This window comes from Streptomyces sp. NPDC047002 (assembly GCF_040704505.1).
Taxonomy (GTDB): Bacteria; Actinomycetota; Actinomycetes; order Streptomycetales; family Streptomycetaceae; genus Streptomyces.
The window spans coordinates 49105-71119 of sequence record NZ_JBEYWC010000038.1 but is presented as its reverse complement, the minus strand read 5'-3'; the positions used below and the strand labels follow the sequence as shown (position 1 = coordinate 71119).

Here is a 22015-nt window from a genome sequence, read left to right as displayed (position 1 = left end):
GACCGCCTGCGACCCCAGACTCAACCGCAGCCAATCCCTCGACCTGGCCTTCCTCGTCGCCGAGATGTACCGCGACCAGTAACGCCACCACACGGACCGGCCGGAGTGCCGATGGGGCACGGATCACTGCTTGTGATCCGTGCCCCATCACTCGCTTTGGGGGTTCTCCCGGAATGCGGGCCCGGGTAAGGTTAGGTTAGCCTCACCGATACGTCGGGACGGCATCCTGAGACCGGCCCACGGGAGGTGACACCGCGTGTACGTATGCTCCTGCTTCGGCATCACGGAGTCGCAGGTCAAGGCGCACGCGGAGGCGGGTGCCTGCACGCCGCGCCAGATCGCCTCCCAGTGCAGGGCCGGCACGGACTGCGGCGGCTGCGTCCGGCGCATCCAGTCCATACTCGGCCGCGGGGCCTGCACGCGCCGCGAGCCCGACCGGGCGGCCGCCCCCGCCGAGCCCTTCGAGCCGGCTGAGCCCCTGGCGCCCGCCGAGCCCTTCGGCCCTGCCGCCGAACCCCTGGCGCCCGTGCCCGTGGCCGCCGAGGCCGGACCCGCATCCCTCCCGTACGCGGCCTGACGGCCGGCAGCCGGCCGCGCACCACCGGGCAGGGCGCGGGGGCGCGCCTCCGCGGACGGCGCTACTTGCTGTCGCCCTCGCCCTCGGGCTGCTGGATCTGCTGGGCGATGTAGAGCGCCTCGCCGAGCTTCTCGATCAGGCCGAGCTGCGTGTCGAGGTAGTCGATGTGGTGCTCCTCGTCCTCAAGGATGGCCTCGAAGATGCGCTTGGACGTGTGGTCGTTCTTCGCGCGCATCACGTCGATGCCGCGCTTGAGGCGGTCGATGGCCTCCACCTCGACCTGCCGGTCCGCCTCGAACATCTCCGTGGCGGTCTGGCCGACCCGGACGTGGAAGAGGCGCTGGTAGTTCGGCAGGCCGTCGAGCAGCAGGATCCTGTCCGTCAGGATCTCCGCGTGGCGCATCTCGTCGAAGGACTCCGCGCGGGTGTTCTTGGCGAGCTTCGTCCAGCCGAAGTTCTCCTGCATCTTCGCGTGCAGGAAGTACTGGTTGATCGCGGTGAGCTCCGCGGTCAGCTGCTCGTTCAAGAACTCAAGGACCTCGGGGTCGCCCTGCATGGCAGCGGCTCCTTCCAGCGGTGAGACAAGGTGAGACAAAGGGACACGCGAGACGTGACGCGTGTCAGGCATGTGCCCGGTGGGACTGGCGGCAGTCTCGCATCGCCGCGCGGGGCCGTCCAGTAAGGGCGTCCTTGCCATGAGCTGGGGCGATATGCCGTGAGCCCCGGTCCTCACCACCCCTCCCGGTCTGTCACCATGTAAAGCATGGGTGAGGAGCAGAGCCGGGGCCGGCCGGCACCGGAAGGGGCCTTTCTCCCCCCTGGGCAGCGCCTCCAGCGGGGTTGGCCCGTCACCCACTACGGCCCCGTGCCGAAGTTCAGGCCCGAGCGGTGGGAGTTCCGCGTCTTCGGCGCCACCGCGGACGGCGAGAAGCGCTGCTGGGACCACGAGCAGTTCACCGCGCTGCCGTTCTCCACGGTCGTGGCCGACCTGCACTGCGTGACGAAGTTCAGCATGCTCGGCGCCGAGTGGGGCGGTGTGCACGCCAAGACCGTCCTCGACCTCGCCCCGCCCGACCCCCATGTCACCCATGTGATGGTCTGGGCCGAGTACGGCTACAGCGCCAACCTCCGGCTCGCGGACTTCACCGCGGAGGGCACGATCTTCGCCACGCACCGCGAGGGCGAGCTGCTCACCGCGGAGCACGGCTTCCCGCTGCGCCTCGTCGTGCCGCACCTCTACGCCTGGAAGGGGCCCAAATGGGTCAGGGGCGTGGAGTACATGCGGGCCGACCGCAGGGGCTTCTGGGAGGAGCGCGGCTACCACAACGTGGGCGACCCGTGGGCCGAGCAGCGCTTCACCTACCAGGAGGAGCCGGGCGAGGGCCCGGAGCTGTAACGGTTCTTCCGCTGCGGCCGCCGCGCGGCCCTGGGCCTGCACTCCCGCGCCCGCCCGCGGCTCAGCCGTCGCGCAGCTTCTTCAGCCGCGCCACGTCGTCCGCGTGCCCGGACCTGCCGCCGGGCGTCTCGATCACCAGCGGCACACCGGCCGTCGCCGGGTGGCGGAACAGCTTCCCGAACGGCTCCTCGCCGATGTGGCCCGCGCCGATGTTCTCGTGGCGGTCCTTGTGCGCCCCGGACACGTCCTTCGAGTCGTTCGCGTGGATCAGGCCGAGCCTGCCGGGCCCCACGGTCTCCACCAGCGCGTCCAGCGTCCGCGCCATGCCCCCGGGGCCCGCCAGGTCGTGCCCGGCTGCGAAGACATGGCAGGTGTCGAGGCAGACGCCGAGCTTCGGGTGCGCGTCCAGCGCCTGCGTGTACGGGCCGAGGTCCGCGATCAGCGAGCAGAGGGAGGCCCCCTGGCCCGCGGTCGGTTCGAGCAGCACGGGCGGGTCGTCGTCGTGCGTCAGCTCGTCGAGCAGCGGCAGCAACAGCTCCCGCACCTGCGCGAGCGCCGTCGCCCGGTCCCGGCCCCCGGTCGCAGAGCCCGTGTGCACGACCACGCCGCGCGCGCCGATCGCCCGGCCCCGCCGCAGGCTGTGCCGCATCGACTGGACGGAGCGCGCGGCCGTCTCGGCCGAGTGCGAGCCGAAGTTGATCAGGTAGGGCGCGTGGACGTACGCGGGGATGCCGGCCGCCGCGCACCCGGCGCGGAACAGCTCGTCCTGGGCCCGGCTGCCCGGCGGCGTCGCCCAGCCGCGCGGGTTGGCGACGAACACCTGCACGGCCTCGGCGCCGAGGTCGCGCGCGTAGCCGAGGCCGGTGGCGGCGAGGCCGCCCGCGACCGGCACATGGGCGCCGACCGGCCGGCGCGCGGCGCCGTCCTGACGGCCCCCGCGGGGCCCGGGGGAGTGGGGAGCGGTCACAGCCCTTCCGTCCTGATGGTGATCGTGCTGCCTTCCGGCGCCTTGTCGCCGCCCGCCACCGACTGGTCGGTGATGGTGTCGTCGATGAACGGGAAGCTGCGGTCCACCGTCACCTCGAAGCCCTTGTCCTTGAGCGCCTTGCGCGCCGCGTCGGCCGACGTGCCGGTCACGTCGGGGACCGTGACCATCTTCGGGCCCTTCGACACGGTCAGCGTCACGGTGTCGCCCTCGGCCAGCCTCCCGCCCTCGCCGGGCGACTGCCGGGCCACGGTGCCCGCGTCCTCGTCGGACTGCACGCGCTGCGGCGCGACCTTCGCCTTCAGGCCCGCGTCCGCGAGGTCGGACGCCGCCTCGTCCACGTCCTCGCCCGTCACGTCCGGCACGTCGACCGCAGGGCCCCTGCTGACCTTCAGTGCCACGGCCTTGTCGGGGCGCACCCGCGCGCCCGCGCCCGGGTCCGACGAGATCACCGCACCCCGGTCCGCCGCGTCGTCGAAGGACTGGGTGACGAGCCCCGGCGCGAGGCCCGCCTTCGTCAGCGCGGCCCTCGCGTCGGCGAGCGGCAGCCCCGCGAGGTCGGGCACCCGCACGATCCGCGGGCCGCGCGAGATGGTCAGCGTCACCGGGCCGCCGCCCCTGACCCGGCTCTCCGGCGCAGGGTCGCTGCCCATCACCGTGCCCGCGGCGAAGGCGTCGCTGAAGCCCCGCGCGACGCGCACGTCGAGCCCCGCGTCCGACAGCCGCTTCTCGGCCGCCTGCTCGCTCTGCCCGAGCAGCGGCGGCACCCGGGTGAACTGGCCCGAGTCGATGTACCAGACGCCCACCCCGACCACCACGGCGAGCAGCGCGGCGAGCGCGGCGACTCTCCTGCGCCGCCGCCGCGGTGCCCGGCCGCCGGGGCGGCCCGCGCCGCCCCCGGGACCCGCGGGCGGCAGGTCGAGCCGGCTCGTCCTGCCGACACCCCCGGCGGGCCCGCCGGGCAGCGCGGCGCCCGGCAGGACACTCGTACGGTTCTCGGACCCGGCGGTCCCGCTCGCGGGGCGCGCCGCAGGCGGCTCCGCGTCCAGCTGCGCCTCCGTCAGCGCGGCGCGCGCCCCGCGGGCGAGGGCGAGCAGCGCCACGGCGTCGGCGGGCCGCCGCGCCGGGTCGCGCACAGCCGCCCGCGCCACCAGCGCGTCCAGCGCGGGGGCGAGGCCGGGCACGGCCGCGGACGGCGCCGGCACGTCCTCGTTGAGGTGCTGGTAGACGACCTGCGCCGGGGTCTCGCCGCCGTGCGGCTTGCGGCCCGTCAGCATCTCGTACAGCACCACGCCGCACGCGTACACGTCGACGCCCGGCCCCGCGCCGGCCGGCAGGCCCTCAAGCTGCTCGGGGGCGAGGTACGACACCGTGCCGAGCACGGACCCCGTGGTGCCGGTGGCGTCGCCCACGGACCGTACGAGCCCGAAGTCGGCGACCTTGACCCGGCCGTCGTCCCCTATCAGGACGTTCTCCGGCTTCATGTCGCGGTGCACGAAACCTGCGCGGTGCGCGGCGCCGAGCGCGGCGAGCACCGGCTCCAGGATGTCGAAAGCCGCGCGCGGCTTGAGCGCCCCGCGCTCGCGCAGCACGTCGCGCAGGGTGCAGCCCTCGACGTACTCCATGGCCAGGTACACGTACGCGCCCTGGGCGCCCTGGTCGAAGACGGCGACCACATTGGGGTGCGCGAGCCGCGCCACCGACCTGGCCTCCCGGATGAACCGCTCCACGAACGCGGCGTCGACGGCGAGCGAGGGATGCATCACCTTCAGCGCGACCACCCGGTCGAGCCGGGTGTCCACGGCGCGGTACACCGTGGCCATCCCGCCGACCGCGATGCGCGCGTCGACGCGGTACCTGCCGTCGACCACCTGCCCGACGATCGGGTCATTGAGGGTCGTGTCCACGCGCCGAGTCTACGGTCAGCCCGGGTAGGGGGCGCCCACGGTCCGCGGCCCTTGCAGCAGAGCTGTGACGCCCCGAGCAGCGGCGGAGCACGCGGCCGTGCGCCCGCCCGGCCCGTGGCGCGGGCCCCGGCAGGGCCCGCGCCACGGCTCAGAACGCCGGGCGCTCCGGGTCCAGGTCGGCACGCCCGTCCACGGGCGACGACGCCTCCGCGTGGTGGCGCGGCGGGATGCGTCCTGCGAGGCGCGCGAGGCGGCCGGCCTCGACGCCGTGGCGCATCGCCTCGGCCATCAGCACCGGGGCCTGTGCCCGCGTCACCGCCGACGCCAGCATCACCGCGTCGCACCCCAGCTCCATCGCGAGGACCGCGTCCGACGCGGTGCCCGCGCCCGCGTCCAGGATGACCGGCACGCCCGCCTGCTCCACGATCAGCCGGAAGTTGTGCGGATTGCGGATGCCGAGACCCGAACCGATGGGGGAGCCGAGCGGCATCACGGCCGCACAGCCGACCTCTTCGAGCCGCCGCGCGAGCACCGGGTCGTCATTGGTGAAAGGCAGCACCGTGAAGCCGTCGTCCACCAGCGTCTCCGCCGCGTCGAGCACCTCCACGGGATCGGGCAGCAGCGTCCGCTCGTCCGCCACCACCTCCAGCTTCACCCAGTCGGTGCCGAGCGCCTCGCGCGCGAGCCGGGCCGTCAGCACCGCCTCACCCGCCGTGAAGCAGCCCGCCGTGTTGGGCAGCGCCCTGATGCCGAGCCGGTCGAGCACCGACAGCACGGAGCCCTGCACCCCGGGGTCGAGCCGCCGCATGGCGACCGTCGTCAGCTCGGTGCCCGATGCGGCGAGCGAGCGTTCGAGCACGTCGAGGCTGGGCGCCCCGCCCGTGCCCATGATCAGCCGGGACGTGAAGGAGACCCCGGCGATGGTCAGCGCGTCGTCGGCCATGCCCGTCACCCGCCCTGCACCGCGGTGAGGACCTCGACCCGGTCGCCCTCGCCGAGCGGGGTGTCCCGCCAGCTGCCGCGCGGCACCACCGTCTCGTTGACCGCCGCTGCGACGCCCGACGCCGCCGCCGTGAACGACGCCACCAGCACGTCGAGCGTCGTCGCCACCGCGACCTCCCGCGGCGTGCCGTTCACCGACACGCGCACCACGCGCCCCGCCGTACCCTCGCTCATGCCGACCGCCCCTCTCGTACCACTCGTACCGTACGGCCCTCTGCGGGCCCGCCGACCGCCGTGCCGGCGAACCGCTCGGGCCCGAACGGCCTTGCCACCTCGGTCAGTTCACCTGTCGCCAGGGCCGAGGCCAGCGCCTCGCCCGTGACCGGCGTCAGCAGCACGCCGTTGCGGAAGTGCCCGGTCGCCAGGTGCAGTCCTGGCAGCGCGGTCGGGCCGAGCAGCGGCGCGTTGTCGGGCGAGCCGGGCCGCAGCCCCGCCCTCGTCTCCGTGAGCGGCAGCTCCGTGATCCCGGGGACCAGCTCGTGCGCGTCCCGCAGCAGCTCGTACACCCCGCCGGCGGTGACCGTGGTGTCCCACCCCAGCTCCTCGCTGGTCGCACCCACCACCAGCTCGCCGTTCTCCCGCGGGACCAGGTACACGTCGGCGCCGCGCACCACCGCGCGCACCGTACGCGAGAGGAACGGCGCGTACGCCCGCGGCACCGCAAGCCGCAGCACCTGGCCCTTCACCGGCCGCACCGGCGGCAGCACCTCGGGGGGCACGCCGTCGAGCCGGCCGCTCAGGCTGCCCCCGGCGAGCACCACCTGGCCCGCGGCGATCGCGGGCCCCTCCGCAGGCTCGACGCCCACGGCGCGCCCGCCGCGCACGGTCAGCCGCCGCGCCCAGCCCCTGTGCAGGACCACGCCCGCGCGCTCGCACGCGGCGAGCAGCGCGGCGGCCAGCCTGCGCGGGTCTATCTGGTGGTCGCCGTCGACCCGCAGCCCGCCCCTGACGCCGGGCGCGAGCATCGGTTCGAGCCGGCGGCACTCCCGTCCGCCGAGCCACTCGGAGGACAGGCCGCACTTCTGCTGGAAGGCGTGCAGCTCCCGCAGGTGCGCACGGTCGTCGCTGTCCAGCGCCACGGCGAGCGTCCCGCAGGCGCGGTAGCCGGTGTCCCGGCCGCTCGCCTCCTCCAGCTCGGCCACGAACTCGGGATAGGCGCGCGCCGACGCGATGTTGAGCCCGAGCAGGGACTCCTCGCCGTAGTGGAGCTCCGTGACGGCGGCCAGCATGCCCGCGGCGACCTGTGCGGCGCCGCCGCCGGGCTCCGGGTCGACCACGCAGGTGCGCAGACCGCGCTGCGCGGCCCGCCAGGCGGTGACGAGCCCGATGATCCCGCCGCCGACCACGAGCACGTCGTGGCCGCGGGCGCCGCCCCGGCCCGCGGGCGCCGCGGTGCGCCGGTGCGCTGTGTCGGGTGTGTCGGAAGGCTGCACGGTCGTCAGCCCCTCCCTTCGCCGGCATGACCCGGATCAGGTTCGTACGGTCGGAGGCCGCCCAGCCTCCCTCTCAGCCCGGTCCGCCCGGGCTCCCGCGAGGTCTTCCGGGCCAGGGTAGACCCTGCCACGCCGTCCCGTAAGACGGCCCGGGGCCCCGGGGATCTATGGTGAGCGCGTGAGCGAGGACCAGAGAGTCGTCATCGTCGGCGCGGGCATGGCCGGCGTGCAGACCGCGGTGGCGCTGCGCGAGTGCGGCCACGAAGGACCCGTCACCGTGCTCGGTGCCGAGACCCATCCGCCCTACGACAGGCCCCCGCTGTCCAAGGCCGTGCTCCTCGGCCAGGCCGAGGGCTCCGCCTTCGACATCGACTTCGACGCGCTCGGTGTGGAGCTGCGGCTCGGCGTGGAGGCGACCGGGCTGCGGCCGGGCGAGCGCGTGGTGGACACCGCCGCGGGTCCCGTCCCCTACGACGCGCTGGTCCTCGCCTGCGGCGCCAGGCCGCGCACCCTGCCCGGCGCGTCGGGCGTGCCGGGCGTGCACGTGCTGCGGACGCTGGACGACGTGGCGGTGCTGCGGCCCCTCCTCCAGGCGCAGCGCGACATCGCCATCGTCGGCGCCGGCTGGATCGGCGCCGAGTTCGCCACGGCTGCGCGCGCCGCAGGATGCGCCGTCACCGTCGTCGAGGCCGCGGAACGCCCCCTCGCGCACGCGCTGCCGGCCGAGGTCACCGTGCCGATGGCCGACTGGTACGCGGAGAGCGGCACCACCCTGCTGACCGGCGTCGGCGTGGACCGCGTCGAGGAGGGCGCGGTCCACCTCGCCGACGGGCGGGCCATCGCCGCGGACGCGGTCCTCGTCGGCATCGGCGCCCGCCCCGCGACCGAGTGGCTGGCCGGCTCCGGCGTGGAGCTCGGCCCCGAGGGCGCGGTGCGCGCCGACGCGTCGCTGCGCGCCTCCCTGCCCGGCGTGTACGCGGTCGGCGACTGCGCCTCCTTCCCCTCGGCCCGCTACGGCGAGCGGCTCCTCGTGCACCACTGGGACAACGCGCTCCAGGGCCCGCGCACCGTCGCGGCCCACCTCACCGGCGCGGCGGCCGAGCCGTACGACCCGGTGCCGTACTTCTGGTCCGAGCAGTTCGGCCGCTTCGTGCAGTACGCGGGCCACCACACGGGCGCCGACCTGCTCGTGCCCCGCGGCGACCCGCGGGGCAGCGCCTGGTCGGCGCTGTGGCTGCGCGAGGGCGCGCTCGTCGCGCTGCTCGCCGTGGGCAGGCCGCGCGACCTGGCGCAGGGGCGCAAGCTCGTCGACGCGGGCGCTCTGCTCGACCCGGAGCGCGCGGCCGACCCGTCCGTACCGCTGAAGCGCGCCCTGCGCTAGGGAGCGCCTGCGCACCAGCGGCTGCCCGGAACCGGTCCGCGTCCCCCGCCAGGAACCGGCCCTTCGCGCCCCGCCCGGAGCCGGCCCGCGTGCCCCGCTCGGACCGCCACCGCTACCGTCTGTCAGTCCGGGATGGCAGGCTTGTCCCCGTGACCGAGATTGACGCGAAGATCGATGCCCTCGTCCCCGAGTGGCTCCACCTCCCCGACATCGCGGAGAAGCTGGACGTCGAGGTGACGCGCGTGCGCCAGCTGGTGAAGGAAGGCCAGCTGATCGCCGTGCGCCGCGGTGAGAACCGGACACTCCAGGTCCCCGCCGCCTTCATCGACGGCGACAGGGTCGTCAAGGGGCTCGTCGGCACGCTGACGCTCCTGAAGGACGACGGCTTCTCCGACGAGGAGATGCTGGAGTGGCTGTTCACGCCCGACCCGACCCTGCCGGGCACGCCCGCGCAGGCCCTGGGCGAGAACCGCGGCACGGAGGTGAAGCGCCGGGCGCAGGCGCTCGCCGTCTGACATCCGCCGCCCGCGCCCACCCGGGGCGCGGGACGGCGGACGCCGGACAGTGCAGCAGGAGAACGGGAAGCAGCAGGGCCGGGCCAGCCGGCACACCGATGCCCCGGGGCGGCCGCCGCCGCCCCGGGGACGTACCAGGGGGGAACACCCGATGTCCACCGCCCGCGCCGCGCTCGCCGACGCCCGTGTCTACCTGTGCACCGACGCCCGCAAGCGCCAGGGCGACCTGCCCGCCTTCCTCGACGCCGTCCTCTCCTCGGGGGTGGACATCGTCCAGCTCAGGGACAAGTCGCTTGAGGCGGCCGAGGAGCTCGACCACCTCCGGGTCTTCGCCGAGGCCTGCCGCAGGCACGGCGCACTCCTCGCGGTCAACGACCGCGCGGATGTCGCGCACGCGACCGGCGCCGACGTGCTCCACCTCGGCCAGGGCGACCTGCCGGTGCCCGCGGCCCGCGCCATCCTCGGCGACCGGCCGCTGATCGGCCGCTCCACGCACGCCGAGGCCGAGGCGGAGGCCGCGGCCGTCCAGCCCGGCGTCGACTACTTCTGCACGGGGCCCTGCTGGCCCACCCCCACCAAGCCGGGACGGCACGCGCCGGGCCTCGCCCTGGTGCGGCACACGGCGGCCCACACCGCCGCGCACGGCATCGACCGCCCCTGGTTCGCCATCGGCGGGATCGACGAGGGCAACCTCGACGAGGTGCTGGACGCCGGGGCCACCAGGATCGTCGTCGTACGGGCCGTCACCGAGGCGGACGACCCGGCCGCGGCGAGCGCCGCGCTCGCCTCCCGCGTCAGGGAGCGGGCGGCCGCCGCTGCCGCCCGGGGCGCGGGCGCCGCGTGACGGGGCCCGCCGCAAGTCGCTAACCTGCCCGTATGGCCCTCGGCACCCCGTCCACCTGGATACCGCACGCGCGCACCGTCCGCGACGTGCTCGCCGAGGGCGGGCTCAGCCGCTCCTTCGAGTTCTGGGCGCCGAGGACGGCGAAGGGCGAGCGCAACCTGTGGAACGCGCTGCGCCGCGTGGAGGCCGTCGCGCCGAGCTTCGTCTCCGTGACGTACGGCGCCGGCGGCTCCACCCGTACGGGCACGGTCAGGGCGACCGAGCAGATCGCCGCCGACACCACCCTCACCCCCGTCGCGCACCTGACGGCGGTCGGCCAGTCCGTCGCCGAGCTGCGCCACATGGTCCGCAGGTACGCGGCCGCCGGCATCCGCAACATCCTCGCGGTGCGCGGCGATCCGCCCGGCGACCCGATGGGGGAGTGGACCAGGCACCCCGAGGGCGTCGAGTACGCCGTCGAACTGGTCGAGCTGATCAAGGAGTCCGGGGACTTCTGCGTCGGCGTGGCCGCCTTCCCCGAGATGCACCCGCGCTCGCCCGACTGGGACAGCGACATCCGCCACTTCACCGCCAAGTGCCGTGCGGGCGCCGACTATGCGATCACCCAGATGTTCTTCGAGCCCGAGAGCTATCTCGCGCTGCGCGACCGGGCCGCGGCCGCGGGCTGCGAGACGCCGATCATCCCGGAGATCATGCCGGTCACGAGCGTGAAGCAGCTGGAGCGGCTGCCCTCGCTGAGCACCGCCGCGGTGCCCGCCCGGCTCAAAGACCGCATCCTCGCGGCCAAGGAGGATCCAGCGGCTGTACGCTCCATTGGCATCGAGTTCGCGACGGAGTTCTGCGCGCGGCTCCTCGCGGAAGGGGTGCCGGGCCTCCACTTCATCACGCTCAACAACTCCACTGCGACACTTGAGATCCACGAGAATCTCGGACTGCACGGGCATTCCTGACCGGCGCCGCACACCACCGGGTGCGGCGGCCGTACGAGAGGGGCGTACATGGGCTGGGCGGTCCTCTACATCGCGTTCGGCATGGTCGCGCTCTGGCTCCTCGGCGAGGTGCTGCTCCAGTACAAGGCGCGGCTGCGCTGGCGGTTGCTCGCCTTCGCCGGTTTCCTGACGGTCGTCGTCGGCGTGGTCCTGCCGTCGATCCTGGTGATCGTCGGCGGGGCGATCGCCTTCGGCGTCGGGCAGACGTATGTGACCCTGTCGTTCAGGAAGGGCTACTCCACGGGCTGGGCGCTCGGCGGGCGCCCGAGCACCAGCAGGCGCCGCAAGGGCGCCGCGGGCGCCGACGCGGCGCCGCCCCGGGAGGCCGCCCCCGAGCAGGAGCCGGCGCAGGAGCAGACCATGGTCGCCGCCGTGCCGGGCGACTTCACCGCGGGGGACGGGGGACAGGGCGCCGCCGACGAGACGGCGGTCTACGCGCCGCAGCCGCTGCCCGACGACACGGGCACGCAGTACGGCGTCCACAGCGACCCCGCCGACACCGCCTCGGGCCTCGGCACCGCCGCGTTCGCCGCCGAGAGCCAGGGCGGGCACACCGACTACGCCCCCGCCGACTACGACGCCTACGGCGGCTACGAACAGCCCGCGGCGCACGCCGGATACGCGGCCTACGGTGTCAACGACGCGTACGGCACCTACCAGGACCGGCCCGACCAGGCCGGGTACCCGCAACAGCAGTACGGCTACGGGTACGGCTACGGCGACCAGGCCCAGGGCGACCAGAGCGGCCAGACGGAGCCCGGCGGCCAACAGCCCGCGTACCAGGGCCAGTACGACGGCTACGACACCTACACCGCCCCCTACGCCGACCCCGCGTCCTACGGCTCCTACGAGAACTACGCCGACGGCTACGGCCGGCAGCAGTACCAGGACCCCTACGCCGTCGACACCCCGCCCGGCGGGGTCTGGGTCCCCCAGCAGCGCGACAGCACCCAGGACGGGCAGGGGGGGTACGAGCAGGGCTACGGCCCCGACGGCTACCCGTACGACCCCTCGGCGCACCGCCCCGAGCCGGAGCCCGGCGGCCCGTACCGCTACTGAGCCCGCACCACCGGCCGGGCGCCCTCCCCCCGCGCCCGGCCCGCTCCGGTGCGCCGGCTCACTGCGAGCCGCGGAACCCGGGCCCCTCCACGACGAGTCCGGCCACCAGCGCGCCCGACATGCCTGCGTGCGGCAGGCCGCCGCCGGGGTGCGACCAGCCGCCCGCCCGGTAGAGCCCGCGCGGGCGCGCCGAGTTGGCGGGGTGCAGCAGCCGGCCGCCTGCGCCGGCCAGGGCGGGCGCGGGGACGCCGCCGCCGCGCGCGCCCGTCTCCCGTTCCGTCTCCGCAGGGGTCCGCACCTCGCGCCACAGCGTGCGCTGCGCCAACTCCGGTACGGCGGCCGCCGCCGCGGCCACCAGAAGGTCCGCGTACCGCACGCGCAGCGCCCGGTCGCTCCAGTCGACGGGGCCGTGCGGCGCGACCACCGCGGTGACCGCGACCGCCTCGTGCTCCGCGTCGGGGCGGACCGCGGGGTCGTCGGGGCGCACCACCGTCACGGTGGGGCGCTCGGCCGGCGAGCCGCCGAAGACCGCCGCCGCCTCCTCGGCGGCCGAGGGGGCGTGCACGACCGTGCGGTGCGCCGTCCCCGCGGGGCGCCCGCCCCGCAGCGCGAGCAGCACCGTGAACCGGCCGGGCGCCACGTCGCCTGCCCCCGTGGCGCCCTCGCCCTCCTGACCGGGGGCCGCGGGGAGCGCGGCCGGGGCGACCCCTGCGACCACGGCGTCGGCCGCGGCCGAGGTGCCGTCGGCCAGCTCCACACCGGCCGCCGCGCCGTCCTTCTCCACGACCGCCGCCACCTCGGCGCCGAAGACGAACTCGACGCCGCGCGCCACGCACCGCTCGTACACGGCGCGCGCCAGCCGGCGCAGCCCGCCCCGCACGTACCAGGTGCCGAACGTCTGCTCCAGATACGGCAGAACCGAGGCGCTCGCGGGCGCCGTGCGCGGGTCGAGGCCGTACGCCAGCGCGTACCCGTCGAGCAGCGCGGCGAGGCCGGGCACCCCGAGCTCCCACGCGCCGACCTCGGCGAGCGTCGCCGCCTGCCGGGCGCCGCGCAGCAGCCTGCGCCGCCGCAGCGCCGGGTACGGGTCGCGGCCGAGCGGCGCGGGATCGGCGGGCAGCGGCTCCTCGAGGAGCGGGCGGCGGGTGCGCGCCCAGGTCTCGCCCGCGCGGCCAAGGAAGTCCGCCCAGCGGGCGCCGGCCCCCGCGCCGAACGCCCCGTCGAGCGCGGCGGCCACCCCGCCGCGCGACGCGTTCGGCAGCAGCGCCCGCCGCCCGTCGGCGAAGACATGGAGCGCGTCGTGCTCGGGCTGCACCAGCTCCACGCACGCTTCCAGCGGCTCCTTGCCCGTCTTCACGAACAGATCGCGGTAGACCGCGGGCACGTGCAGCACGGCGGGGCCGGTGTCGAAGCCGAAGCCGTCCCGCTCGAACCCGCCCACCGAGCCGCCGTACGCCGCCGTGCGCTCGTACACCGTCACCCGGTGCCCCGCCACGGCGAGCCTCGCGGCCGCCGCCATCGCGCCCATCCCGGCGCCGATCACCGCAATCCGTGCCATGCCGGTGACTCTAACGGCAGCCCTCAGCAGCGCCGCCGCACCCCATGAGCAGGGCCGCTGCCGCCGCCCGGCGTTCAGGCTCACTGCCTGAGTACCCGTACTCAGGCAGTGAGATGAGTAGGCGGGCGGATGGGCCCGGCCGCCGCCGACGGAAGAGTGGAGCGTACGGAAGGGGCACGGAACCGGCACCGCCGGCACGGGGCGGCGGAACGGTGAAGCGGCCCTTCCGAACGGGGGTGCACAGCGGAGGGGCCGGTGACCGAGAGGACACCGGGCCCTCCTGCCCCGGAGCGCCGAAGGCCCGGAGGGGCCCGCGGAGCACCGGGGGCACCGAGAACGGGGGACGGGGGAAACGGGGGAGCGGGGAAACGGGGCGGGGACGGGGACGCGGGCCGACGGGGGACACGGCGGGCCGCGTCCGTACGGGGGAGAGCGGGGCCCGGGGCCCCGGCGCCGACAGCGCCGGGGCCCCGGGCCCCGCCGCGCCTCCCCGTGCGCCGCGATCACCCGAAGGGACTCCCGCGGGTGAAGTGCCGCGTGAAAAGGCCAGGTCGGAGCAGATTGTCAGTGGTGGCCCGCACCATGGGACACAGACGGCCGCCGTGCCGTCGCACTCGACAGGAGGTTCGTCATGGCCAGCTCCTCCGCAGGCGCCGCACGCCGGCTCCCGCCGGGTGGCCCCGCCCCCTCGCCGACCACGGGCCCGCCCACCGACATCCACCCCGTGCTGCGCAGGGCCGGCGCCCCGCCCGCCGCGCTCGACCTGCTCGCCCAGGCGCGCACCGGGCTCGACGAGGCCGCGGCCCTCGACGCGCCCAACGAGCGCTACGCGGTCGCCCACCTCGCCGCCCTGCGCACCGCGGCCGCCGTCCTCGCGGCGCGCGGCCGCCCCGAGACGACGCCCAGGCGCCGCCGCCGTATCCGCAGCGCCTGGGAGGTGCTGCCGGAGATCGCCCCCGAGCTGACCGAGTGGAGCGCCCTGTTCGCCGCCGGCGCCGAGCGCAGGGCCCGCGCCGAGGCCGGCATCAGGGGCGCCGCGACCCGGCGCGACGCCGACGACCTGCTGCGGGACGCCGAGATGTTCCTGAGGATCGTCGAGCGCCTGCTCGTGCGCCGGCCGGTGCTGCCGACCCCGCGCCGCGCGGCGCCTTAGCGGGTCCCGGCCGCCCCGTATCCCGCTCCGTGTGCCCGGGTGACGTGCGGTGCCGCGGGGGCGCGCGGGGCGGGGGAGGCGGCAGCGGGGGTGGCCGGAAGCAATAGGCTGGGCGCCGCACACCCGTCCGTGCCGCCATCGTCCGAGGAGTCGACTGCCGTGTCGGAACCATCCCCCGCAGCCGGCGGCGAGTCGCCGTCGTCCCGCCGCGGCCCCCTGCGCACGGGCGTGGTCAGGGAGGTTCTGGACGACGCCCTCGCCCGCCGTGCCAAGAGCACAGGGGCTGACGCCCTCGACGTCCTCGACACCGGCGGCGGCACCGGCAACTTCGCGGTGCCCGTCGCGAGTCTCGGCCACCGGGTGACCGTGGTCGACCCCAGCCCCAACGCGCTGTTCGCGCTGGAGCGCAGGGCGGCTGAGGCCGGGGTCGCCGACCGGGTGCGCGGCGTGCAGGGCGACATCGACGGCCTGTTCGACGTGGTCCCGCGCGGCGGCTTCGACGCGGTCCTGTGCCACGGCGTCCTGGAGTACGCGGACGACCCGGCGGACGGCCTCCGCAAGGCCGTCGAGGCGCTGCGCCCCGGCGGCGCACTCAGCCTGCTCGCCTCCGGGCTCGGCGGGGCCGTGCTCGGCCGCGCGCTCGCCGGGCACTTCGCCGAGGCCAGGCAGGCGCTGATCGACCCGGACGGGCGCTGGGGCCAGGGCGACGCGGTGCCCCGCAGGTTCACGGCCGAGCAGCTCGCCGGCCTCGTGCGCGAGGCGGGCCTCGCGGTCGTCTCGGTGCACGGCGTCAGGGTCTTCGCCGACCTCGTCCCCGGGGGCCTCGTGGACACCGAGCCCGGCGCCCTTGAAGCGCTGCTCAAGCTGGAGGCGACGGCCGCCGCCCTGCCCGCCTTCCAGGCAGTCGCCACCCAGTTGCACGTTCTCGCCGAGAAGCGGGGCTGACCGGCTCCCCGGCAGGCGCGGGCGCGCCGCCGACCGCACATGGAGTACGACACAAGCCCGCCCCCGAGCGGGCTTGGCGCCGTATGATCGGGGTAGACCTTCCGGCATGACGTCCCGGGGGTTGGGGAATCTACGCCTCAACAGCCGAGTTCGCATGGCGGTCCGGATGGGCGAAAGGGCAGTGAGGGCGGGTTTCTCGGGGGCGATTCCCCGCTTATCCTGAAGGAGCCGCATACCGGCCGCCCCCGCGGCCGACGACTAGGAGGACTCCGTGCCGCTCTCTGAGCACGAGCAGCGAATGCTCGAGCAGATGGAGCGAGCGCTGTACGCAGAAGATCCCAAGTTCGCGACAGCGCTTGAGGGAAGCGGACTGCGTACGTACACCCGGCGACGGGTCTACCAGGCGGTCGCCGGCTTCCTGGTGGGTATCGCGCTCCTCATGTCAGGAATGGTCGCCCAGCAGATCTGGATCAGCGTCGTCGGCTTCCTCGTGATGCTCGGCTGCGCCGTGCTGGCCGTCACCGGCTGGCGCAGGGCACCGAAGCGCGGCGAGCAGGCGGCGGCCCCCGGCCGCGCGCGGGGCGCCGGCAGGGCCCAGCGGCAGCACCGCTCCATGATGGACAGGATCGAGCAGCGCTGGCAGCGGCGCCGCGACGAGCAGGGCCACTGACGCAGCACCTCTGAGGGGCGGACGCGAGAAACACCGCGTCCGCCCCTCAGCCGCGTGCGCGACCGGGCGGCCCGCCGCTCCGCGAGGGGCGCCGCGGGCGAGGGGCGCCGACGTGGAGGGCGCCGACGCCCGCGAGTGCTACCGGGCGTGGGTGGCTGGACGGGGCCCCGCCGCGCGTGAGCCTGGACGCCGAGGGGAGCTGACGTGGGGGCGGGGCTGTGCTCTGCATCGTCAGGCGCAGGGCGCCCGCGGGGGCGCAGACCCGGGGGCTCGGGGCCCTCCGCCCCGGCAGTCGCTGGGCCTGCGGCGCTCGCGTGGCCCGCCTCCGCGGGGGAGGCGGGCCACGTCGTGCGCTACGGGCGGCGCCGGGACGCCGGGAGCAGGCGGCCGGGGGCCCAGCGGTCCGCGAGGGCGTCGCGGCGGTCCGCGAGTGCCCAGACGACCCGGACGGACGAACGGGGCAGCAGCAGCGCCCGCAGCCGGGCAGTGCGCCCCGCCGGGGCCCGCAGCGCGGCCACCGCGAGGCGCACGTCCGCTGCGAGACCCGGGCGCGGCGCCGGGTCGGGGGCGTACAGGACCTGCTCCACGGCGCCCGCGAGCCGGTGCACGGCCTCGGCGGCCCGCCCGTCGAGCCGGCCGAGCCGCACGATCCGCTCCGCGGCGCGCCGCGGGGTGCGCGCCTCGTCCGGCACGATGCCGAGGTCCCACGCGGAGTCGAGCAGCTCGCGCCAGGCCGCGAGCACCGGCGCCGCCGGGTCCCCGCCGAGGTGGGCGCCCGCGCCGAGCCTGCGGGCCCTGACCCGCAGCCGGTGCAGCAGCGGCAGCAGCGCGAGCAGTACGGCGAGCGCGATCCCGCCGACGAGCAGCGCCCACCGGCGGCCGCCCGTGCCCGACCCGGACGGCGGCTGCGGTGCGGGGGCCGCGGCCTGGTCGCACGCGCCGAGGCGCTGGTCCTGCGGGGCGCAGCTGCTCGACGTGGACGGCGCCGCGGTCGGCGCGGCCGAGTCGGGGGCCGAGGGCTGCGTCGAGGCCGACGAGTCCGGGTCGGAGGGCGAGGCGGGGAGCGTGTAGTCGGGCAGGCTGCCCCGGCTCGGCGTGGGCTCGAACCTGGTCCAGCCCACCCCCTGGAAGTACAGCTCGGGCCAGGCGTGCGCGTCCCGCAGCCCCACGTCCACGGTGCCGTCGCCCTCGGGCGTGCCCGGTGCGAAGCCGACGGCGACCCGCGCGGGGATGCCCAGCGTGCGGGCCATCGCGGCCATCGTGAAGGAGAAGTGGACGCAAAAGCCCCGCTTGTCCTTGAGGAAGCGGGTGATCGCGTCGGGTCCCGTACCCGAGTTCACGTGCGTGTCGTACGTGAAGCCGCCGTCCGCGGCGAACCAGTCCTGGAGCGCGACGGCGCGCTCGTAGTCGTTGGCGGATCCCGCGGTGATCCGCCGCGCGGTCGCCTTCACCACGGCGGGCAGGCTGGACGGCACCTCCGTGTACTGGCGTTCGAGCGCCGCGGGGGGAGCGCCCGCCGTGGCGAGCTGCCGCCTGGTCGGGTTCACCTCCAGGCTGTCCACCGTGTAGCGGGCGTCCTGGGTGGACTGGCCGCGGTCGCCGACGAGGGTCCTGCCCTCGGGCTCGTAGCGCCAGCGCCCGCCGACCTTCACCGCGGTCGCCGGGTACGGCATCGGCAGGTAGTTCTGCCGGTACCAGGGCGCGGCCGTGATGCTCGTGCTGATCCGCGCCGTGGGCACGCCGGGCGAGAGGCCCTGCGGGGAGGGCAGGGCGGCGGGCACGTCCTGGACCCTGCGCTGCGAGAAGCGCCAGGTGGTGCCGTCGAACTGGTCGAGCGCCATGATCCGCAGGTACATGCCCTGCCCGTCGGGCGCGTTGGTGCGGTAGCGCAGCGCCTCACGGTCGTCGTCCTGGTTGAGGTCGTCCTGGAGGGAGACCAGCGGGTTGACCGCGGAGATGGTGCCGCCGCCGAGTCCCGACCCGTCGCCGCCGAGGTCGGCGAGCAGCCCGCCGGTGAGCTGCGGCAGCGCGAGCGGCACGACCAGCGCGACGCCGAGCGCCACCATGCCGATCCTTCGGCCGGTGCGCGCGGGCGCCGAGGCCCTCGCAGGACCTGAGCCCGGCGGGCGCCCGGCCCGCGGCGGGCCGGCGAAGACCCGGCCCCACTGCGCGAGCCGGTCGCCGCCCTCCGCGAGGAGCAGCAGCAGGTAGCCGGCGGCCGCCAGCAGGAACCACAGCCAGCTCGACGTGGAGCCGGTGCCGCCCGAGATGCCCGCGGCCACCGAGTACAGGGCGAGCAGCGGCAGCCCGGCGGGGGCCGCGCTGCGCAGGGTGACGGCGACCGCGTCGACCACAAGGCCGATCACCACGACCCCGCCGACCAGCATCAGCGTGATGCCCTGGGTGGGCGGCGCAGGTATCGAGTAGCGCGTCACGTCATCGCCGCCCGCCGACAGCAGCAGCCCGAACCCCTCGAAGACCTCGGGCGTCGGCACCAGGCCGAGCGGCGCCGCGTCCCGCACGAAGGCCACCGTCAGCATCAGCAGCGCGAGCACGGCCTGGAGCAGCACGGTGAGGCTCCGCGGCAGCGGCACCCTGCGCATCAGCCCGCCCGCCCCGCTGACGGCCGCAGCCATCACCGCGGCCTCGGCCAGCCAGCCGGACGAGGAGACCAGCGGCAGCAGCGCGCACGCCGTCAGCAGCGTCGCGGCCAGCGCGCACAGCGTCAGCTTCCCCCGGCCGCTCATGACCGCCCGCCGAAGAGCCCCGCGGGACCGCCCGTCGCGGCCCGTTCCCCGGCCGCCGCGCCCCCGGCCGCCGCGCCCCCGCCGGAACCGTACGGGCCGGACGCGTCGCCACCCGGACCGTACGGGCCGGTGGCGCCGCCCTCGCGGGCGTACGGACCGGTGTCTGCCTCGGCGGCCTGCCGCCACAGCCCGGGCAGCGCCTGGCCCGGCGGCACCCGCACCACGGACCAGCCGGCCTCCCGCAGCTGCCGCGCCCGCCGCCCGGCGTCCCCTGCGGGCGCGCCGGCGCCACCGGGGCTGCCGGGGCCTGGCGCCCACTCGCCGCTGTCCAGCAGGAAGGCGACGGCCGTGCCGCCGCGGGCCCGCGTCCGCGCGGCCACGGACGCCTGCTCCTCGTCGAGATCGCCGAAGAACGCCACGAGCAGCCCCTCGAAACCGCCGCGCAGCGCGTCGTAGGCGGGGGAGAGGTCCGTGTCCCGGGAGTGGCCGACCACCGCGAGCATGTCCATCAGCAGCCCCATCGAGTCCGCGGACTCCTGGGCGGCGCCGGAGAAGCCGTCGCCGCCGTCGCCGGGCACCGAGGCGCCCGTGTCGGTCAGCAGCCGCACCGTGAAGCCGCGCTCCAGCATGTGCGCGAGGACGGAGGCGGCGCCGGAGACCGCCCACTCGAAGGCGGAGTCGGGGCCCGCGCCCGCGTAGGCGGCCGCCCGGGTGTCGAGCAGCACGGTGCACCGCGCGCGCCGCGGCTGCTCCTCGCGGCGCACCATCAGCTCGCCGTGGCGCGCCGTGGAGCGCCAGTGGACCCGGCGCAGGTCGTCGCCGTACCGGTAGCCGCGGGGGATCATGTCGTCCTCGCCCGCAAGCGCGAGCGAGCGCTGCCTGCCGTCGCCGAAGCCCGCCGACTCGCCGCCGGGCCGCACCGGCGGCAGCGGCTCGGTGCGGGGGACGACCGTCAGCGTGTCGGAGGCGCTGAAGGACCGCGTCAGCTCGCACATCCCGAACGGGTCGGTCAGCCGCAGCTGGAGCGGGCCGAGCGGATAGCGGCCGCGCAGGTCGGACCGTACGCGGTACGACACCTCGCGGCGGCCGCCCGACTCCACCCGGTCGAGCACGAAGCGGGGGCGCGGTCCCAGCACGTACGGCACGCGGTCCTGGAGCATCAGCAGCCCGGTGGGCAGCCGCGACACGTTGTCCACGCGCAGGTGCACCCTGGCCTCCGCGCCGGCCGGCACCCGGGCGGGCGACAGCCGCCTGGTGCCCGCGACCTGGTAGCGGGTGCGGTGGAGCACGGCGACGCACACCAGCGGCAGCGCCATCAGCAGCAGCCCCACCCTGAGCAGGTCAGGCTGGCCGAGGACGTAGGCGCAGGCGGTCGCTGCGGCCCCTGCGGCGAGGAAGGCCCGGCCGCGGGTCGTCAGGCCGGACAGTGCTGCCCGCAGCCCGCCCGCCCTGCGCCCGCCGGTCCCTTCGCTTTCGCCCGCGCCGTACGCCGCGGGTCCTGACGCGCCCGGCCGCCCGCCCGCCGGCATCACGACCGCCGGGGCCCGGGCCGCAGGCCGCCGAAGGGGCCGCCGCCCTGCGCCCTGCCGCCGTCCGCGGTCGGCACGGGCGTGTGCTGGAGGATCTCCTGCACCACCTGCTCGGCCGTCCTGCGCGCCAGCTGCGCCTGGGCCGTGGGCAGCAGCCGGTGCGCGAGCACCGGGACGGCGAGGGCCTGCACGTCGTCGGGGAGCGCGTACTCGCGCCCCGCGAGGGCCGCCGACGCCTTCGCCGCGCGCAGCAGGTGCAGCGTCGCGCGAGGCGAGGCGCCGAGTCTGAGGTCCTGGTGGGTGCGGGTCGCGGCGACCAGCTCCACCGCGTAGCGCTGCACGGCCTCGGCCACGTGCACGGAGCGGACCGCGTCGATCAGCTTGACGATGTCGTGCGCGTGCGCCGCGGGCTGGAGGTCGTCGAGCGGGGAGGGCCCGCCGTGCACGTCCAGCATTCGCAGCTCCGCCTCGGCGCTCGGGTAGCCGATGGACACCCGGGCCATGAACCGGTCGCGCTGCGCCTCGGGCAGCGGGTACGTGCCCTCCATCTCCACCGGGTTCTGCGTCGCCACCACCATGAAAGGGCTCGGCAGCTCGTACGTCGTCCCGTCGACGGTGACCTGGCGCTCCTCCATCGACTCGAGCAGCGCCGACTGGGTCTTGGGCGAGGCGCGGTTGATCTCGTCGCCGATCACGATCTGGGCGAAGATCGCGCCGGGCTTGAACTCGAAGTCCCTGCGCTGCTGGTCGAAGATCGACACGCCCGTGATGTCCGACGGCAGCAGGTCGGGGGTGAACTGGATGCGCCGCACGGAGCAGTCGACCGACCGGGCCAGCGCCTTCGCCAGCATCGTCTTGCCGACGCCCGGCACGTCCTCGATCAGCAGGTGCCCCTCGGCGAGCAGCACGGTCAGCGACAGCCGTACGACCTCCGGCTTGCCTTCGATCACCCCCTCGACCGACGCGCGCACCCGCTCTGCGGTGGCGGTCAGGTCCGTGGGATCCGCTCGGTCGTCATAGGTCGTCACCCGGCCCTCCTCGGCCTTGCCCCGTGGCTCCCGTGCGGAGCTGGGGTACCCCTCATGCCCGTAGGGCCGGCGCACGACGTGTCCACCGGCCCACCCCGACATACGGACACTGCCTCCGGAAGGTTCCGGTTCAGTCTCCCTGGAGCATTCTTGTTGCCGTTACCGCTTCGTGTCACTTGTCCGAGGACATCCGGGGACGAGCGCGGCCGGACGGCGTCCGCACCCGCGTGCCGTCGCGGGGCGCGCGCCGGGTGCCGGGCGGGGCTGCGGGGTGTGCGGCGGGCCGGGCCCGCGCGG

At 75.9% G+C, this 22015-nt stretch carries 20 protein-coding genes and 1 riboswitch; of the genes, 10 read left to right on the top strand and 10 right to left on the bottom strand.

Features of this window, described 5'->3' with window-relative positions:
• Positions 1-256 precede the first annotated feature (256 nt).
• Positions 257-577 (top strand): (2Fe-2S)-binding protein, encoded by a 321-nt coding sequence (locus AB0910_RS27390; RefSeq protein ID WP_366747328.1) that lies wholly within the window; start codon positions 257-259, stop codon positions 575-577.
• Positions 578-638: 61 nt separating this feature from the next.
• Here the strand turns inward: AB0910_RS27390 and bfr are convergent, their stop codons facing one another.
• The gene (gene bfr / locus AB0910_RS27385) at positions 639-1133 is read right to left on the bottom strand and encodes a bacterioferritin (protein ID WP_366747327.1); all 495 of its coding nucleotides are present in this window, start codon (positions 1131-1133) and stop codon (positions 639-641) included.
• A 207-nt stretch (positions 1134-1340) separates the two neighbouring features.
• On the opposite strand from bfr, the gene AB0910_RS27380 reads away from it, so the two are divergent.
• Positions 1341-1973 carry a sulfite oxidase-like oxidoreductase gene (locus AB0910_RS27380; RefSeq protein ID WP_366747326.1) on the top strand — a complete coding sequence of 211 codons (633 nt, stop codon included), beginning with the start codon at positions 1341-1343 and terminating at the stop codon, positions 1971-1973.
• A 61-nt stretch (positions 1974-2034) separates the two neighbouring features.
• Here the strand turns inward: AB0910_RS27380 and AB0910_RS27375 are convergent, their stop codons facing one another.
• From AB0910_RS27375 to thiO, 5 genes are all read right to left on the bottom strand, one after another.
• Positions 2035-2940, bottom strand: coding sequence for a deoxyribonuclease IV (locus AB0910_RS27375; RefSeq protein WP_366747325.1), 906 nt, complete (start codon positions 2938-2940; stop codon positions 2035-2037).
• A complete protein-coding gene (gene pknB / locus AB0910_RS27370; RefSeq protein ID WP_366747324.1) occupies positions 2937-4865 on the bottom strand; it encodes a Stk1 family PASTA domain-containing Ser/Thr kinase in 1929 nt (642 codons plus the stop codon). The genes AB0910_RS27375 and pknB overlap by 4 nt, the downstream gene beginning before the upstream one ends.
• 148 nt (positions 4866-5013) lie before the next feature.
• Complete coding sequence (locus AB0910_RS27365; protein ID WP_366747323.1) at positions 5014-5808, bottom strand: thiazole synthase; 795 nt, start codon at positions 5806-5808, stop codon at positions 5014-5016.
• 5 nt (positions 5809-5813) lie between these two features.
• Complete coding sequence (thiS, locus tag AB0910_RS27360) at positions 5814-6041, bottom strand: sulfur carrier protein ThiS (protein WP_366747322.1); 228 nt, start codon at positions 6039-6041, stop codon at positions 5814-5816.
• Positions 6038-7219, bottom strand: coding sequence for a glycine oxidase ThiO (thiO, locus tag AB0910_RS27355; RefSeq protein ID WP_366747334.1), 1182 nt, complete (start codon positions 7217-7219; stop codon positions 6038-6040). The genes thiS and thiO overlap by 4 nt, the downstream gene beginning before the upstream one ends.
• 77 nt (positions 7220-7296) lie before the next feature.
• A riboswitch (TPP riboswitch) is annotated at positions 7297-7409 on the bottom strand.
• A gap of 69 nt (positions 7410-7478) precedes the next feature.
• Here thiO and AB0910_RS27350 point away from each other — a divergent pair.
• From AB0910_RS27350 to AB0910_RS27330, 5 genes are all read left to right on the top strand, one after another.
• Positions 7479-8681, top strand: a complete 1203-nt coding sequence (locus AB0910_RS27350) for an FAD-dependent oxidoreductase (RefSeq protein ID WP_366747321.1) — start codon at positions 7479-7481, stop codon at positions 8679-8681.
• 149 nt (positions 8682-8830) lie between these two features.
• A complete protein-coding gene (locus AB0910_RS27345) occupies positions 8831-9196 on the top strand; it encodes an Rv2175c family DNA-binding protein (RefSeq protein WP_366747320.1) in 366 nt (121 codons plus the stop codon).
• A 151-nt stretch (positions 9197-9347) separates the two neighbouring features.
• Positions 9348-10040: a thiamine phosphate synthase gene (thiE, locus tag AB0910_RS27340; protein WP_366747319.1), complete on the top strand. Its 693-nt coding sequence runs from the start codon at positions 9348-9350 to the stop codon at positions 10038-10040.
• Between the two features lie 32 nt (positions 10041-10072).
• On the top strand, positions 10073-10990 hold the full coding sequence (metF, locus tag AB0910_RS27335) for a methylenetetrahydrofolate reductase [NAD(P)H] (RefSeq protein WP_366747318.1): 918 nt from the start codon (positions 10073-10075) through the stop codon (positions 10988-10990).
• 48 nt (positions 10991-11038) lie between these two features.
• Complete coding sequence (locus tag AB0910_RS27330; RefSeq protein ID WP_366747317.1) at positions 11039-12088, top strand: hypothetical protein; 1050 nt, start codon at positions 11039-11041, stop codon at positions 12086-12088.
• Positions 12089-12146: 58 nt separating this feature from the next.
• Here the strand turns inward: AB0910_RS27330 and AB0910_RS27325 are convergent, their stop codons facing one another.
• Complete coding sequence (locus AB0910_RS27325; RefSeq protein ID WP_366747316.1) at positions 12147-13646, bottom strand: FAD-dependent oxidoreductase; 1500 nt, start codon at positions 13644-13646, stop codon at positions 12147-12149.
• Positions 13647-14277: 631 nt separating this feature from the next.
• Between AB0910_RS27325 and AB0910_RS27320 the strand changes: the two genes are divergently transcribed.
• The 3 genes from AB0910_RS27320 (at position 14278) to AB0910_RS27310 (ending at position 16414) form a co-directional block, all read left to right on the top strand.
• Complete coding sequence (locus AB0910_RS27320; protein WP_366747315.1) at positions 14278-14799, top strand: SAV_6107 family HEPN domain-containing protein; 522 nt, start codon at positions 14278-14280, stop codon at positions 14797-14799.
• 159 nt (positions 14800-14958) lie between these two features.
• Entirely contained in the window at positions 14959-15744 is a 786-nt protein-coding gene (locus AB0910_RS27315) for a methyltransferase (RefSeq protein WP_366747314.1), read from the top strand.
• Between the two features lie 271 nt (positions 15745-16015).
• Positions 16016-16414: a DUF3040 domain-containing protein gene (locus tag AB0910_RS27310; protein WP_366747313.1), complete on the top strand. Its 399-nt coding sequence runs from the start codon at positions 16016-16018 to the stop codon at positions 16412-16414.
• A gap of 353 nt (positions 16415-16767) precedes the next feature.
• Here AB0910_RS27310 and AB0910_RS27305 read toward each other — a convergent pair whose 3' ends face one another.
• The 3 genes from AB0910_RS27305 to AB0910_RS27295 are packed head-to-tail and all read right to left on the bottom strand — an operon-like array spanning position 16768 to position 21718.
• Positions 16768-19161 carry a DUF3488 and transglutaminase-like domain-containing protein gene (locus tag AB0910_RS27305; protein WP_366747312.1) on the bottom strand — a complete coding sequence of 798 codons (2394 nt, stop codon included), beginning with the start codon at positions 19159-19161 and terminating at the stop codon, positions 16768-16770.
• Positions 19158-20690: a DUF58 domain-containing protein gene (locus AB0910_RS27300; protein ID WP_366747311.1), complete on the bottom strand. Its 1533-nt coding sequence runs from the start codon at positions 20688-20690 to the stop codon at positions 19158-19160. The genes AB0910_RS27305 and AB0910_RS27300 overlap by 4 nt, the downstream gene beginning before the upstream one ends.
• A complete protein-coding gene (locus AB0910_RS27295; protein WP_366747310.1) occupies positions 20690-21718 on the bottom strand; it encodes a MoxR family ATPase in 1029 nt (342 codons plus the stop codon). The genes AB0910_RS27300 and AB0910_RS27295 overlap by 1 nt, the downstream gene beginning before the upstream one ends.
• Positions 21719-22015: the final 297 nt, after the last annotated feature.

What these genes read in the sequence shown, in the direction of transcription:
- AB0910_RS27365 (WP_366747323.1), bottom strand. Translation starts at nt 5,808, where the DNA reads ATGGCCGACGACGCGCTGACCATCGCCGGGGTCTCCTTCACGTCCCGG.
- AB0910_RS27300 (WP_366747311.1), bottom strand. Translation starts at nt 20,690, where the DNA reads ATGCCGGCGGGCGGGCGGCCGGGCGCGTCAGGACCCGCGGCGTACGGC.
- AB0910_RS27320 (WP_366747315.1), top strand. Translation starts at nt 14,278, where the DNA reads ATGGCCAGCTCCTCCGCAGGCGCCGCACGCCGGCTCCCGCCGGGTGGC.
- AB0910_RS27380 (WP_366747326.1), top strand. Translation starts at nt 1,341, where the DNA reads ATGGGTGAGGAGCAGAGCCGGGGCCGGCCGGCACCGGAAGGGGCCTTT.
- AB0910_RS27305 (WP_366747312.1), bottom strand. Translation starts at nt 19,161, where the DNA reads ATGAGCGGCCGGGGGAAGCTGACGCTGTGCGCGCTGGCCGCGACGCTG.
- thiS (WP_366747322.1), bottom strand. Translation starts at nt 6,041, where the DNA reads ATGAGCGAGGGTACGGCGGGGCGCGTGGTGCGCGTGTCGGTGAACGGC.
- metF (WP_366747318.1), top strand. Translation starts at nt 10,073, where the DNA reads ATGGCCCTCGGCACCCCGTCCACCTGGATACCGCACGCGCGCACCGTC.
- bfr (WP_366747327.1), bottom strand. Translation starts at nt 1,133, where the DNA reads ATGCAGGGCGACCCCGAGGTCCTTGAGTTCTTGAACGAGCAGCTGACC.
- thiE (WP_366747319.1), top strand. Translation starts at nt 9,348, where the DNA reads ATGTCCACCGCCCGCGCCGCGCTCGCCGACGCCCGTGTCTACCTGTGC.
- AB0910_RS27325 (WP_366747316.1), bottom strand. Translation starts at nt 13,646, where the DNA reads ATGGCACGGATTGCGGTGATCGGCGCCGGGATGGGCGCGATGGCGGCG.
- AB0910_RS27330 (WP_366747317.1), top strand. Translation starts at nt 11,039, where the DNA reads ATGGGCTGGGCGGTCCTCTACATCGCGTTCGGCATGGTCGCGCTCTGG.